Origin of the sequence: Lysobacter sp. Root690, from assembly GCF_001427785.1 — a bacterium.
Classification (GTDB): domain Bacteria; phylum Pseudomonadota; class Gammaproteobacteria; order Xanthomonadales; family Xanthomonadaceae; genus Lysobacter.
In genome coordinates this window covers 848,625-860,916 of the sequence record NZ_LMHM01000012.1, presented here as the reverse complement: position 1 = coordinate 860,916, position 12,292 = coordinate 848,625, and the positions used below count along the sequence as shown (strand labels likewise).

Sequence of the window (12,292 nt, the reverse complement as noted above, 5' to 3'; positions counted from 1 at the left end):
CCTGCATGTCGATCGATTCGAATTCGTCCAGCCCGGTCCTGCGTTACGCGGTGTTCGGCCATCCGGTCGCGCACTCGCTGTCGCCGCGCATCCATGCCGCGTTCGCGCGACAGTTCGGGATCGGGCTGGAGTACACCGCGATCGATGCCGCGCCGGAACGTTTCGACGTCGCCCTGGCCGAGTTCGCCGCTGAAGGCGGGCTGGGCGCCAACATCACCCTGCCGCTGAAGACGCGCGCGGCGAGCATCTGTTCGCAGCTGAGCGAGCGCGCCCAGCGCGCCGGCGCGGTCAACACCTTGATCCGCAGCGCCACCGGCTGGGAAGGCGACAACACCGACGGCGTCGGCCTGATCCGCGACCTCACCGAGCGCCACGGCCTGGACCTGCGCTCGCGTCGCACCCTGCTGATCGGCGCCGGCGGCGCCGCGCGCGGGGTGGCGCCGGCGCTGCTCGATGCCGGCATCGGCGATCTGTACATCGTCAATCGCACGCCCGAACGCGCCGATGCGCTGGCCGATGCGCTGGGCCTGCCGGGCCGGGTGCATCCGCGCTATCTCGCCGACGTGAACACGCTCGGCAACTTCGATCTGATCGTCAACGCGACTTCGGCCGCGCGTATCGACGCGATGCCGACCTTGCCGATGAGCCTGGCCACGCCGCGCACCGCGGCGGTGGATCTGAGCTACGGCGAAGTGGCGGTGCCGTTCCTGGCGTGGGCCAAGGTCGCCGGCGCGCACGATCGCGTCGACGGTCTGGGCATGCTGGTCGAACAGGCCGCCGAGAGTTTCGAACGCTGGCATCGCAAGCGTCCGGACACCGATCCGGTGTATGCGCAACTGCGTCAGGGCGCGTTGGCGCTGGTCACCGCCGACTGAAACCCGCTGACGCTCGCATCGTTCGGCGACGACGAACGGTCGCGTCAGCACAGCACGCCGCCTTTGGAAACCGCGATGAACTCCAACGATCTGTTCGTGGCGATGCTCGGCCCGCTGATGAGCTCGGCGCCGCACGTGCTGGTGTGCACGGTCGGTCTGGTGCTGTGCCTGGCGCGGCGAACCGCGCTGGGCACCGCCGGTACCTATGGCAGCCTGGGTTTCGCCCTGTTGATCGGCGGTTCGCTGGTCGGCCTGGCCGGTCAGGCTTGGTTTCTCTGGGGCCAACTGCACGACGCAGCCACTCCGCACTCGATCGCGATCCGCATCGGCGCATTCGGCGTCGTCACCACGGTGATGCATGCCATCGCGATGGGATTGCTGGTCGCCGCGATCATTGCGCGGCGACCGGCGCAGGCGGCATGAGCGCCGTCGCGCGCGCTGTGTCCTGCTGAGGCGATACCGATGTCGATACCAACCACACAGGCGGACGCGACGCACCCCGACACCGTCTACCACTACGCCGATCCGGCCGATTGGGCGCGCGCGCAGGCAGCCGGCGTTTACGCGCCCGATGCGCTGCATCGCGAAGGGTTCCTGCATTGCGCGACCCAGGCGCAACTGGCCGGCGTGGTCGAGCGGCATCAACGCGGCCGCGGCGCGCGGGTGTTGCTCACTCTGGACGCCGCGGCATTGGGCGACGCCCTGCGTTACGACTGGAGCGAGCGCAGCGGCGATCATTTCCCGCACGTCTACGGACCGATCCCGTTATCGGCGGTGCGTTCGGCCGAACCGTTCCTCGCGCCGCCATGAACGCGATCTGCCGCGACCGCTGCGGCGCGTGCTGCATCGCGCCGTCGATCACTTCGCCGATTCCGGGCATGCCGAACGGCAAACCGGCGGGCGTGGCCTGCGTGCAACTCGACGAGCAACTGCGTTGCCGATTGTTCGGCAAACCGGAGCGGCCGAAGTTCTGCGGGTCGCTGCAGCCTTCGTTTGAGATGTGCGGGCGCGATCGCGGCGAAGCGATGAGGGCGTTGGATGCGTTGGAGCGGATGACGGCGCCTGGCTGAGGATGGTGATTGATCCGGCCGGGTTCGTCGGCGTCTCGATCGCAACGTGCTGTGCTGTTGCCCCTTTGACAAAGGGGGCGAACGGCCACGAAGCGGACGTGGGGGATTTGCTGTTGCTGTTGCTTCTTTAGGAGCAAAAGCGAATCCCCCCTGCCCCCCTTTTACAAAGGGGGGAAAAGCAGATGCGAATGAGCTGGGATGGGCGCCGAGGTTTGAATCGGCTCCGCTCGTTCGGGTCGGCTCCGCTCGTTCGGCCAGTTCGGTCCGGTCCAGCTAGTTCGGTTCGGTTTGAACCGAAGTCGGTAAACGCCGTGCGGCCATCCAGATAAATCGCAATGGCGAGGCAGCCTCGCAGGCCTGCGTGCCGATGATCGTAGTGTCCGGCGACGCCAAGGCCCGTGCTTTTGCCCCCTTTGACAAAAGGGGCGAACGGCCGCGAAGCGGACGTGGGGGATTTGCTGTTGCTGTTGCTTGCTTCAGGAGCAAAAGCGAATCCCCCCGGTCCCCTTTTGCTAAGGAGGGAACAGCAAAAGCCTTACAGCAACCCGTCGCGCTTGACCGCCAGATACTTCTCCACCAGCGACGCGGCCAGTTGGTCGCAGCTCACGTCCAGCACCATCACGCCGTGATTGCGCAGCGCTTCGTGCGCGGCCACGCGCAGTTCCAGGTATTGCGCGGTCGAGCCGGCGCGGATCGCGCCGGACAGGTCTTCGACGTCTTCGCTCAAGGCCTGGTCCAGCGAGCCTTCGCGCAGACTCGCCACGCACACCAGATGCCGGCCGCGCAGCATGCGCACCGCGGCGAGCAGGTCGTCCATATCCTCGTCGCGCAGGTTGGTCACCAGCATCACCAGCGAACGCCGGCGCTGGCGCAGCGAAAGCTCGGTCGCCGCGGCCAGGAAGTCGGTCGCGATCGGCTGCGGCTGCAAGGCGTAACTGGCGCGCAGCAGGTTGTCGATCGCGCCGACACCACGTTGCGGCGGCACCCAGCGGCTTTCGCCGCCGCTGGCGAGCAGGCCCACGCCGTCGCCCTGGCGCAGCGCGAGATACGCCACCACCAGGGCCGCATCGAGCACATGATCGAAATGCGAGTGCTCGCCGTCGCGCGCCATCAGGCGGCGGCCGGTATCGAGCATCAGCACCAGTTGCTGGTTGCGTTCGTCCTGGTACTCGCGCGAGATCAGCCGGCGCGCGCGCGCGGTCGCTTTCCAGTCGATCTGGCGCAGGCTGTCGCCGACTCGGTACTCGCGCATCTGATGGAAGTCGGTGCCTTCGCCGCGACGGCGCTTGACGTGCGCGCCGACCAGGCGCGAGGCCTGTTCGGCGCTGAACATCGCGAACTTGGCCAGCGGCGCGAAGTTCGGAAACACGCGCACGCGCTGCAGGTCGCCGGACACCCGCGATTGCCACCACAGGCCCCACGGCGAATGCATGCGCAGTTGCACGCCGTCGAACTGGAAATCGCCGCGGGTGTTCGCGCGCAGTTCGTAGTCGAAACTCGCGCGCTCGCCGCGGCGCAGATCGAGCCGGCGCGGCAGGTTGCGCAGCGCCCAGCCGCCGGGATGCAGATCGAACGCGTCCAGAAGTTGCCGGCGCGCGCTGGTTTCGAAGCTCAGGGTGACCGGGCGTTCGACGCCGATCGCCCAGGTGTCGTGCATGCGTCGCTCGACCGTCGGGGTCGGCGCGCGCAGCAGTCGTACTAAATCGACGATCAGAATCAGCGCGATCGCCAGCGTCAGCCACTGCCACACATACGGCGCCAGCCAACCCGCGCTCGCGGCCAGGCCGACCGCCGACCACGGCACCGCCAACCAGGCCCAGCGCGGCGACGGCCGCGCCCAGCCGCGTCGCGGCAATGCGCGATCGCGCGGCACCGACAGCGCGGCGGCCGGCGAGGCGACGGGCAACGGCGGCGGCACGCCTGCTTTCATCAAGGTGCACTCATTGACGCGGCGCTTCGACCGTGGCGAGCAACGCGTGCAGCACATCGTCGGGCGACTGGCCTTCGATCTGCAGCTCCGGCGCCAACGCAATGCGATGGCGCAGCACCGGCTTGGCGATTTCGCGCACGTCGTCGGGGGTGACGAAATCGCGCTCGGACAGCACCGCCTGCGCGCGCGCCGCGCGGATCAGGCCGAGGCTGCCGCGTGGACCGGCGCCGAGCGAGATGCCGGCCCAGTCGCGGGTCTTGCCGACGATGCGCACGACGTAATCGATCACCGCCTCGTCCACCCGCACTAGCGCGGTGCCCTGCTGCATCGCCACGATCTCTTCCGGACCGAGCACGCGCCGCACCTGCGACAGATCGAAATCCGACGCGCTGCGGCCCAGGCTGACCGCGGTGACCATGCGCTTTTCGTCGGCGCGGCTGGGGTAGTCGATCAGGATCTTCAACAGAAAGCGATCGAGCTGCGCTTCGGGCAGCGGATACGTGCCTTCCTGCTCGACCGGGTTCTGCGTCGCCAGGGTCAGAAACGGTGGCGGCAGTTCGAAGCTGTGGCCTTCGATGGTCACCTGCAGTTCTTGCATCGCTTCGAGCAGGGCCGACTGGGTCTTGGCCGGGGCGCGGTTGATTTCGTCGGCCAACAGCAAGTTGGTGAAAACAGGGCCGCGACGGATATTGAAGCTCTCCGTTTTAGGGTCGTATACCGCGTGGCCGCTGATGTCGCTCGGCATCAGGTCAGGGGTGAACTGCACGCGCGCATAGCCGCAGTCCAAAGCCTTGGACAAGGCGCGCACCACCAGGGTCTTGCCCAGGCCGGGCACGCCTTCGAGCAGCGCGTGGCCGCCGGCGAGCAGCGCGATCAGGATCTGGTCGAGCACGTCGGCCTGGCCGATGAAGGCCTTGCTGACTTCGTCGCGCACGGCGGCGGCGCGTTGCGCCAGCGCGGTGCCGGTGATCGGAACGAGCGGGGCGGCGTCGAGGCTCATAAGCGGTTTCTCATGCGGATCAAAGTGGCGATGCGGGTGCGGAACGCGGCGTGGTCGCGCGTCAGCGGCTGGGTCAGGGCGTCGCCGATCGCGGCGGCGCCCAGGGTCGGGTCTTGCTTGTAGCGTTCCACCAGCAGCGCGACCTGTTCCTGGCCCTGCTGCGCGGCGGCGTAGGGATCGCGGCGGCGCAGACGCAGCAGGAAGGCGCGGCGCGCGGCTTCGTACAGGATCGCGCCGTAGCCGTAGCGGTAGATGTGTTCGCCGCTGGCGACGATGTGTTCGAGCAGCGAGCGCCGCTCCAGCGCCGGCGCGGGCCGTAGCGGGCCGAAGCGCTGGGTGCGCTGCCACAGCCAACCCAGCAGCCACAACAGCAACGGCAACCACGCCATCCAGCTGTTGAAGATCAGGGTCTTCCACAGCGACGGCACTTCCGCCGCGTAGATCAGATAGATGGTGCCGGCGCGGTAGTTCGGCGCCAGCAGCTGCCGTGCGAACGCCGCATTGGCCGGCGCGGCGATTTCGTCGGTGCCGAAATTGAACGCGCTCAGCAAGGGATTGGCATTGCCCCGATTGGACAGGAAGTCCATGTCGGCGAGCACGTCGACCGAGCCCTTGCCGCGCGGGAAGCGCGCATAGACATAGGCTTCGTCTTCATCGCCCCAGGCGTAGTCGGGATCGACATCGCTGTTGTAGTAGTAGAACCGGCGCGCGTTGCAGAACAGGCTCTGCTGCTCGAGTCCGCGTTCGTACAGGCCGACGCAGTCGTTGCGCTGGTCCTGCGGGTTGCTGTCCTCGGCGTCGAGCAAGGTCAGGCCGAGCGTATCGAGCACCGGCACCGGCGATTCGCCGAGCTTGTCGCGCAGCGGCGGCGTGCGCACGATCAGATGACCGCCGCGTTCGACCCAGCCGAGCAGTTCGTCGGCATCGGCCTTCGACAGCGTGCGAGGGTCGCGATAGATCAGCACCGTGTCGCGCGGCTGCAGCGGGTGCAGGGCCAGCGCCAGGCGCTGACGCGCGTCGACCTTGACCGCGTCGTTGCGCAAGGCCAGCTTGAGGATGTACAGCGGGTTGCTGGCCGCTTCGCCGCTGCGCGGCTCGTCGATCTCTTCCTCGACCTTGACGTAGTTGCTGCGCCACAGCGAAACGCCGAGCAGCAACGCGGCGATCAGCACCACCGCGCCGACGATGGTGAACACCAGATTGCGGTTCATACCGCCCACCCGAAGCGCTGGCTGAGCTGGCCGACCAGATCGTCGAAGTCCTGCGACTCGGGCAGGCTTTCGGCGTAGGCCGCGTACTGCCAGGTGCGCACGGCGCGCGCGAACACGTCGCGATCCTCGGCCGAGCCGAGTTTGCGCGAGGCGCGCAGGCACTGCGCCTCGGTCGCGCCGGGCACCAGCACGATGTCGGCGCGCTTGGCCATCGACTCGACCGCCGCGCGGTACATCAATGCGAGCGCATCGCGATGGCGGCCGGCCTGCCACAGGCGGCGGATCGCGGTGGGAAGATTGTCGGGCAGTGGTTCGGGTTCGCTATGCACCGCGGTGCGCACGCCGGGCAGCACCTGCTCCTCTTCGCTGGCGCCGCCGCGGAACCAGCCCAGCCAGCGGCCGAGGCTGAACAACAGCAGGCCGACGATCACCGCCAACACCGCCCACATCAGCACTTTCGCCACCGCGGCCAGTCCGCCGCCGAGGCCTTCGAACTTGGACGGATCGACCGGCTTGGGCTCGTCTTTCTTTTTCCTGGCTTCGTGCTTGGGCTTCCACACCATCTGCTTGCGCTTGGGCGCGACCGTGGGGTCCTTCATCGCCTTGGCGACCGCATCGCGCATGGCGCGGTCGTCGCTGCGCTGCTCGCCGTAGATCTCGTTCAAGGTCGACGGCAGGCGCTTGGCTTTCTTGCCGTCGACCAGGCCACGGATCGGCGCGCTGGTGGGTTCGTACTGTTCTTCGTCGCTTTCTTCATCGTCGCCGCTCGCCTGCGCGGACGGCGCCTGCTCCGACGGTGCCTGCATCGCGGATGCGTCGGGCGATGCCGGCTCCTGCGCCTGCGCATCGGTCAACCAGCCGAAGGTCAGGCACAGCGCCAGAAAACTCGGCGCCGCCGCCGCGGCCAGGCGCGCGCGCAGGCGGCGGAACACGATCTCGATGTCCCAGCCTTCGATATCGGTGCGGCGATTGAGGTACAGGCCGAAACCGGCGCCGACGTAGAACGGCTCGATCACGCTGACCGCGATCCAGGCCACCAGGTTCAACATCGCGTTGAACCACTGCGACTGTTCGGTGAACGACTCCAGCAAGGCCTTGAAGGTGTCGGGCAGGTAGTCGAACGGGATGAACATCATCGCGCCGAGCAAGGTGCCGATCACCAGCAGGATTTCGAAATGCACGCACACCAGCGTCAGCAGCGCGCACATGCCGTAGACCGGCGCGCCCAACGCCGCGCGGCGCTGGCGCGCCTCGCTGCCGCTGCCGCCTTCGAGCAAATCCACCGGCAGGTACAGCGAACGCGCCGGGCCGAGCCGGCGCCAGGTCAGGTACGGCAGCCACCAACGCGCGCCCCAGCGGAACTGGGCGCGCACGGTCTGCTGCGTGCTTGGGGTTTCGCCGAACACCGCGCGCGAGATCACGAACAACGGGATGCGGTCGAACCACGGCTTGAGCCACCACATCAGCAGGCCCGACAGCCACAGCAGGTCCAGCGCCCAGCCGGCCGCGTTGAGCAGCACCAAGATCGGCACGGTCACCAGCAGCCAGGGTTTCCAGATCGCGCCGGCGTGGCGGCGCACCAGGGCCATGCCGAGTTCGGCGGCTTCCCAGGAGGTGCGCGGACGCAGGGTGACGGTGAGCGCTTCGAGTTTCATGCGGCGTCTTCGTCGTCGCGATGGATCGCGTTGCGGCCGCCGCGCAGCAGCCAGACGAACACCAGCACCCACAGCACCGCGCCGACCGCGTACTTGACCGGCGCCGGGATGCTGGAAATCGACGACCAGAACGCCTCGACGAAAGCCGCGAACACCAGCATCGCGAACACGCCGATGCAGATCTTGGCGCCGCGCCGGCCGCCATGGATCAGCGAATCGATGCGCCGGCGCTGGCCCGGCGCGATCAGGCTCAGACCCAGACGCAGGCCGGCGCCGCCGGAGATCACGATCGCGGTGAGTTCGGGCGCCGAATGGCCGGCGACGAAACGCCAGAACGGATCGCCGTGGCCGACCGCCTGCAGGTGGCCGGCGACGCCGCCGATCATGATGCCGTTGAAGATCAGCACGAACACCGTGCCCAGCCCGGCCAGCAGGCCGCTGGCGAAGGTCTGGAAACCGATGCCGACGTTGTTGCCGATGTAGTGGGCGAACATCTGCAGATCGTCTTCGTTGGTGCGGCCCAGGTCGCCCTTGCCGGCCGGGTCGTACATCTGCTCGAAGTTGGCCAGGCTCTGCGCGTCGAACAGGCCGGCGGCGAGGTCGGGCTTGATCTGGATGGCGATGAAGATGCTCACCAGCGGCACCACGAACAACAGCGTCGCGGCCAGCATGCAGCGCGCCTCGGCGCGCACCAGCCGCGGAAAGCCGGCCAGCAGGAATTCGACCGCGCGCCGCCAATGCACCGGCTTGGTCTGGTACAGCACGCTGTGGCCGCGCTGCATCAACTGCTGCAGGCGGTCGGTGACCACCGCGCTGTAGCCGCGCCGCCGCGCCAGCGCGAGCTGCTGGCACAGCCGGCGATGGCGCGCGGGCAGTTCGTCGTCGGCGATGCCGGTCCATTCGCGCCGATGGCGGCGCGCATCGCGCGCGCTGACCGCGCGTTTTTCCAGCCACAGCTCGAAATCGCGCCATTCGGCCTGGTGGCGTTCGACGAAGCGTTCCTGTCTCATCGGCGGCCCAGCAACCAGTTGGCGATGCCGTACAGGCGCACGACCGCGGCCTGGCCGCGCGACAAGGTCAGCGGTTCGACCAGCTCGGCCAGTTCGGCTTGGCGCGCGGCGGTCAAGCGCGGCGCGCGTTCGGCGAAGGCGACCACGGCCGCCTGTTCGTGCTGCAGCAGGACGATGGTCGGCGCGAGCGCGGGCGCGACCTGCGCTTCGTACAAAGTCTGCTGGCGCGCGGCGTGGACGACCAACGTGCCGGCGACCATGTCGCCCAGGCGCCTGCCCCACGGATCGATCAGGCTGGTCACCAGGCCGACCGCGTAACCGACCGGCAGTGCATCGACCACGCGCAGCAGATTGCGGGTGAACGAGGCCATCCAGCCGACCGGAGCGCCGTCGGCGGCGACCACGCGCAGGCCCAGCGCCCACTTGCCGGGCGTGCGGCCCTGCATCAGCACTTCGAACAGGACCATGTAGAACCAGCTCAGCACGAAGGTCACCAGCATCAGGATCGCGTAGCCGGCGCCGCCGAACAGCGCGGTCAGGACCTGATACAGCGCCAGGTAGATCGCGATGCGCGCGATCAGGTCGAGCACGTAGGCGAGCGCGCGCGGCAACGGCCCGGCCGCGCGCAGGTGCAGCGCCACGCCCTCGGGCGTCACCACATGGCGATAGGTGTCGAGCATCAGACGATGACGACCTTGGTGTCGGCGAGCAGGTCGTGCAGGCAGCGGCTTTCCTCGCCGAAGATCCAGCACACGTTGACGATGGCGAAGATCAGGCCGACGCACGGCACCTGTTCGAGCAGACCGACCACCAGCATGCGCAGGCCGAAGATGCGGCCGAAGCTGGCATCGGTGCCGTCGTTGCGCACGATCTTGATCCGCATCCAGCGCTTGCCGAGGGTCTGCGAGGACTGCGCCAGCAACACCAGTTGATAGATGAACAAGCCGACCATCGCCACCGGAACGATCAGCATGATCGCCATCTGCACCGGCGAGGGCTCCTTGCTGTGCGGGTCCACCGCCACCGCGATCAGCATCGGCAGCATGCAGACCATCATCAGGCCGCCGTCGATCAGGCGCGCGACCAGGCGAATCCACGGATCGGCCTTGATGGTGCGGTCGTCCACCCACGCATGGGCCGGCAACGGCGGCGGCGCGCTCGGCGCGGCGTACGGATTCTGCAAGTCTTCCATGCGTTACCGAGTCCTGAGTCCTGCTTTTTTTCCCCTGCCGCGACTGTAAACGCGGCCACCGGGCCATGGCTAGCCCGGCGTCATGCCCAGGTAACGGTCCTTCAGGCGCACATAGTGCTGCGCGCTGTATTGCAATTGCTCGATCTCGCGCTCGCTGAGCGTGCGCGCCAGCCGGGCCGGATTGCCCACCCACAGCTCGCCCTCGCCGACCACCTTGCCCGGCGCGATCACCGCGCCGGCGCCGACGAAGCCGAAGCGCGAGACACGGGCGCCGTCGAGGATCTTCGCGCCCATGCCGATCAGGGCGAACTCGTCGATGGTGCAGGCGTGGACGATGGCGCCGTGGCCGATGGTCACATCGTTGGCGATCACCGTCGGCAGGCCGCCGGGACGGGTGAACGGCCCTTCGTGGGTGACATGCACGATGGTGCCGTCCTGCACATTGGTGCGCGCGCCGATTGAAATCGAATTGACGTCGCCGCGGACCACGCAGCCGGGCCAGATCGACACATCGTCGCCCAGAGTGACCGCGCCGATGACGGTCGCGGCGGGATCGACGTAGACGCGTTCGCCCAGGCTGGGGAAGGTATCGAGATAAGGACGTAGGCTCATGCCGCTTAGTGTAAGCGGTGAGGCGCGATGCGCGTCGCCGCGAACGGCAGCCGACACGCAGGGCAAGCCGGCCGCGTCGGCCGATCTCCGCACATCGATCCGGCCCGTGGTGAAACCCGCGTTTTTCTGAAGGTGGCATCGGCCCGACTTCATCCGCGCCGATCGCGGCCCGGCATCGCCCCATCCAAGACCGACACCGACCCACCACCCGCACAACGGCCGCCGCGCCCCCCACGCCTGACCTCTGCCGCCCCACCGCGGGCACACTTCCGTGCGGCGCGGACGACTACACTGCGGCGTATGGATATCCTCGCCGACACGCCCGTGACCGACCTGCCCGCGATCCGCGAACGCCTGCGCACCGCCTGGCAGGCCCGCAAGCCCGACCTCGCCCAGCGCCGCGCCGACCTGATCCGCCTGCGCGACGCGTTCCGCGCCCGCGTGCCGCAGATGGACGCGGCGATCCGCGCCGACTTCGGCCATCGCTCCAGCCACGAGAATCTGCTGTCCGAAGCGATGATCACCCTGGCCGAGATCGACCACGCGATCAGCCATCTGCGCCGCTGGACGCGTCCGCGCGGCGCTTCGGTCGGCTGGCGCTTCTGGCCGGCGCGCGCGGAAATCCGGCCCGAGCCGGTCGGCGTGGTCGGCATCCTGTCGCCGTGGAATTACCCGGTGAACCTCGCCTTGGTGCCGGTGGTCTCGGCGATCGCCGCCGGCAATCACGTCTTTCTCAAGCCGTCCGAACACACCCCGCGCACCTCGCAGTTCCTGCGCGAACTGCTGGCCGAGGTGTTTCCCGAGGATCGCGTCGCGGTCGCGCTCGGCGGGCCGGAGGTCGGGGCGGCGTTCTCCGCTTTGCCGTTCGACCACCTGCTGTTCACCGGCTCGACCGCGGTCGGCCGCAAGGTCATGGCCGCGGCCGCGCCGCACCTGACCCCGGTGACCCTGGAACTGGGCGGTAAGGCGCCGGCGCTGATCTGCGCCGACTATCCGATCGAGCTGGCCGCCGCGCGCATCGCCAGCGGCAAATGGTTCAACGCCGGCCAGACCTGCATCGGCGTGGACTATGTGCTGGTCGACGCCGCGCGCCGCGACGAACTGGTCGCCGCGTTGCAGAAGCAACTGCACGAGCGTTACGGCGACCTGCGCGCGCCGCAGGACTACACCCGCATCATCAACGCCAGCCAGTACGCGCGCCTGTCGGGCTATCTGGACGACGCGCGCAGCCGCGGCGCGCAGGTGATCGAGCCGTTCGCCGATCCGGCCCTGCGCGAACAGCGCCAAGCCGAACGCATCTTCCCGCCGACGCTGGTGATCGACCCCGATCCCGAATCGCAGGTCATGCAGCATGAAATCTTCGGCCCGATCCTGCCGGTGCTGTCCTATCGCACGCTCGACGAAGCCATCGCCCGCATCAACGCGCTCGACCGGCCGCTGGCGCTGTACCCGTTCGGCAACGACCGCGCGCAGATCGAGAAGATCCTCGCCAACACCTTGTCCGGCGGCGTCACCGTCAACGACACCCTGCTGCATTTCGGCGTCCACGACCTGCCGTTCGGCGGCATCGGCCCCAGCGGCATCGGCGCGATCCACGGCCGCAACGGCTTCGACACCTTCAGCAAACTGCTGCCGGTGTTCCATCAGCGCCGGCTGGTCGCCAGCGATCTGCTCAAGCCGCCGTACACGGGCACGATCGACAAGATGATTCGCTGGCTGGCGAAATAATCGCCGCGA

The 12,292-nt window shown here is 68.3% G+C and carries 13 protein-coding genes; 5 read left to right on the top strand and 8 right to left on the bottom strand.

The genetic code is table 11. The annotated features are described in order from the left end of the window. Positions 1-5 precede the first annotated feature (5 nt). The 4 genes from aroE to ASD86_RS11560 all read left to right on the top strand — a co-directional run bounded on the left by aroE (position 6) and on the right by ASD86_RS11560 (position 1,945). Positions 6-875, top strand: a complete 870-nt coding sequence (gene aroE, locus ASD86_RS11575; protein ID WP_056110480.1) for a shikimate dehydrogenase — start codon at positions 6-8, stop codon at positions 873-875. A gap of 75 nt (positions 876-950) precedes the next feature. Further along, positions 951-1,298: a hypothetical protein gene (locus ASD86_RS11570; protein ID WP_157476516.1), complete on the top strand. Its 348-nt coding sequence runs from the start codon at positions 951-953 to the stop codon at positions 1,296-1,298. A gap of 39 nt (positions 1,299-1,337) precedes the next feature. Continuing rightward, positions 1,338-1,685: a DUF952 domain-containing protein gene (locus ASD86_RS11565; protein WP_056110475.1), complete on the top strand. Its 348-nt coding sequence runs from the start codon at positions 1,338-1,340 to the stop codon at positions 1,683-1,685. Beyond that, entirely contained in the window at positions 1,682-1,945 is a 264-nt protein-coding gene (locus ASD86_RS11560; RefSeq protein WP_036108021.1) for a YkgJ family cysteine cluster protein, read from the top strand. The genes ASD86_RS11565 and ASD86_RS11560 overlap by 4 nt, the downstream gene beginning before the upstream one ends. Positions 1,946-2,480: 535 nt before the next feature. Here the strand turns inward: ASD86_RS11560 and ASD86_RS11555 are convergent. From ASD86_RS11555 to ASD86_RS11520, 8 genes are all read right to left on the bottom strand, one after another. Next, positions 2,481-3,875, bottom strand: coding sequence for a DUF58 domain-containing protein (locus ASD86_RS11555; RefSeq protein ID WP_082578273.1), 1,395 nt, complete (start codon positions 3,873-3,875; stop codon positions 2,481-2,483). 10 nt (positions 3,876-3,885) lie between these two features. Continuing rightward, positions 3,886-4,875 (bottom strand): MoxR family ATPase, encoded by a 990-nt coding sequence (locus tag ASD86_RS11550; protein WP_056110472.1) that lies wholly within the window; start codon positions 4,873-4,875, stop codon positions 3,886-3,888. After that, the gene (locus tag ASD86_RS11545; protein WP_056110470.1) at positions 4,872-6,086 is read right to left on the bottom strand and encodes a DUF4350 domain-containing protein; all 1,215 of its coding nucleotides are present in this window, start codon (positions 6,084-6,086) and stop codon (positions 4,872-4,874) included. The genes ASD86_RS11550 and ASD86_RS11545 overlap by 4 nt, the downstream gene beginning before the upstream one ends. Beyond that, complete coding sequence (locus tag ASD86_RS11540) at positions 6,083-7,741, bottom strand: hypothetical protein (protein ID WP_056110468.1); 1,659 nt, start codon at positions 7,739-7,741, stop codon at positions 6,083-6,085. Before ASD86_RS11540 ends, ASD86_RS11545 begins: the two co-directional genes overlap by 4 nt. Continuing rightward, positions 7,738-8,751, bottom strand: a complete 1,014-nt coding sequence (locus ASD86_RS11535; protein WP_056110466.1) for a stage II sporulation protein M — start codon at positions 8,749-8,751, stop codon at positions 7,738-7,740. Before ASD86_RS11535 ends, ASD86_RS11540 begins: the two co-directional genes overlap by 4 nt. Continuing rightward, positions 8,748-9,431, bottom strand: coding sequence for an RDD family protein (locus ASD86_RS11530; protein ID WP_056110464.1), 684 nt, complete (start codon positions 9,429-9,431; stop codon positions 8,748-8,750). Before ASD86_RS11530 ends, ASD86_RS11535 begins: the two co-directional genes overlap by 4 nt. Continuing rightward, positions 9,431-9,943: an RDD family protein gene (locus tag ASD86_RS11525; RefSeq protein WP_056110462.1), complete on the bottom strand. Its 513-nt coding sequence runs from the start codon at positions 9,941-9,943 to the stop codon at positions 9,431-9,433. Before ASD86_RS11525 ends, ASD86_RS11530 begins: the two co-directional genes overlap by 1 nt. A gap of 69 nt (positions 9,944-10,012) precedes the next feature. Then, positions 10,013-10,555 carry a gamma carbonic anhydrase family protein gene (locus ASD86_RS11520; RefSeq protein WP_056110460.1) on the bottom strand — a complete coding sequence of 181 codons (543 nt, stop codon included), beginning with the start codon at positions 10,553-10,555 and terminating at the stop codon, positions 10,013-10,015. A gap of 300 nt (positions 10,556-10,855) precedes the next feature. On the opposite strand from ASD86_RS11520, the gene ASD86_RS11515 reads away from it, so the two are divergent. Further along, on the top strand, positions 10,856-12,283 hold the full coding sequence (locus tag ASD86_RS11515; protein ID WP_056110458.1) for a coniferyl aldehyde dehydrogenase: 1,428 nt from the start codon (positions 10,856-10,858) through the stop codon (positions 12,281-12,283). Positions 12,284-12,292: the final 9 nt, after the last annotated feature.

What these genes read in the sequence shown, in the direction of transcription:
- aroE (WP_056110480.1), top strand. Translation starts at nt 6, where the DNA reads ATGTCGATCGATTCGAATTCGTCCAGCCCGGTCCTGCGTTACGCGGTG.
- ASD86_RS11570 (WP_157476516.1), top strand. Translation starts at nt 951, where the DNA reads ATGAACTCCAACGATCTGTTCGTGGCGATGCTCGGCCCGCTGATGAGC.
- ASD86_RS11565 (WP_056110475.1), top strand. Translation starts at nt 1,338, where the DNA reads ATGTCGATACCAACCACACAGGCGGACGCGACGCACCCCGACACCGTC.
- ASD86_RS11560 (WP_036108021.1), top strand. Translation starts at nt 1,682, where the DNA reads ATGAACGCGATCTGCCGCGACCGCTGCGGCGCGTGCTGCATCGCGCCG.
- ASD86_RS11555 (WP_082578273.1), bottom strand. Translation starts at nt 3,875, where the DNA reads ATGAAAGCAGGCGTGCCGCCGCCGTTGCCCGTCGCCTCGCCGGCCGCC.
- ASD86_RS11550 (WP_056110472.1), bottom strand. Translation starts at nt 4,875, where the DNA reads ATGAGCCTCGACGCCGCCCCGCTCGTTCCGATCACCGGCACCGCGCTG.
- ASD86_RS11545 (WP_056110470.1), bottom strand. Translation starts at nt 6,086, where the DNA reads ATGAACCGCAATCTGGTGTTCACCATCGTCGGCGCGGTGGTGCTGATC.
- ASD86_RS11540 (WP_056110468.1), bottom strand. Translation starts at nt 7,741, where the DNA reads ATGAAACTCGAAGCGCTCACCGTCACCCTGCGTCCGCGCACCTCCTGG.
- ASD86_RS11535 (WP_056110466.1), bottom strand. Translation starts at nt 8,751, where the DNA reads ATGAGACAGGAACGCTTCGTCGAACGCCACCAGGCCGAATGGCGCGAT.
- ASD86_RS11530 (WP_056110464.1), bottom strand. Translation starts at nt 9,431, where the DNA reads ATGCTCGACACCTATCGCCATGTGGTGACGCCCGAGGGCGTGGCGCTG.
- ASD86_RS11525 (WP_056110462.1), bottom strand. Translation starts at nt 9,943, where the DNA reads ATGGAAGACTTGCAGAATCCGTACGCCGCGCCGAGCGCGCCGCCGCCG.
- ASD86_RS11520 (WP_056110460.1), bottom strand. Translation starts at nt 10,555, where the DNA reads ATGAGCCTACGTCCTTATCTCGATACCTTCCCCAGCCTGGGCGAACGC.
- ASD86_RS11515 (WP_056110458.1), top strand. Translation starts at nt 10,856, where the DNA reads ATGGATATCCTCGCCGACACGCCCGTGACCGACCTGCCCGCGATCCGC.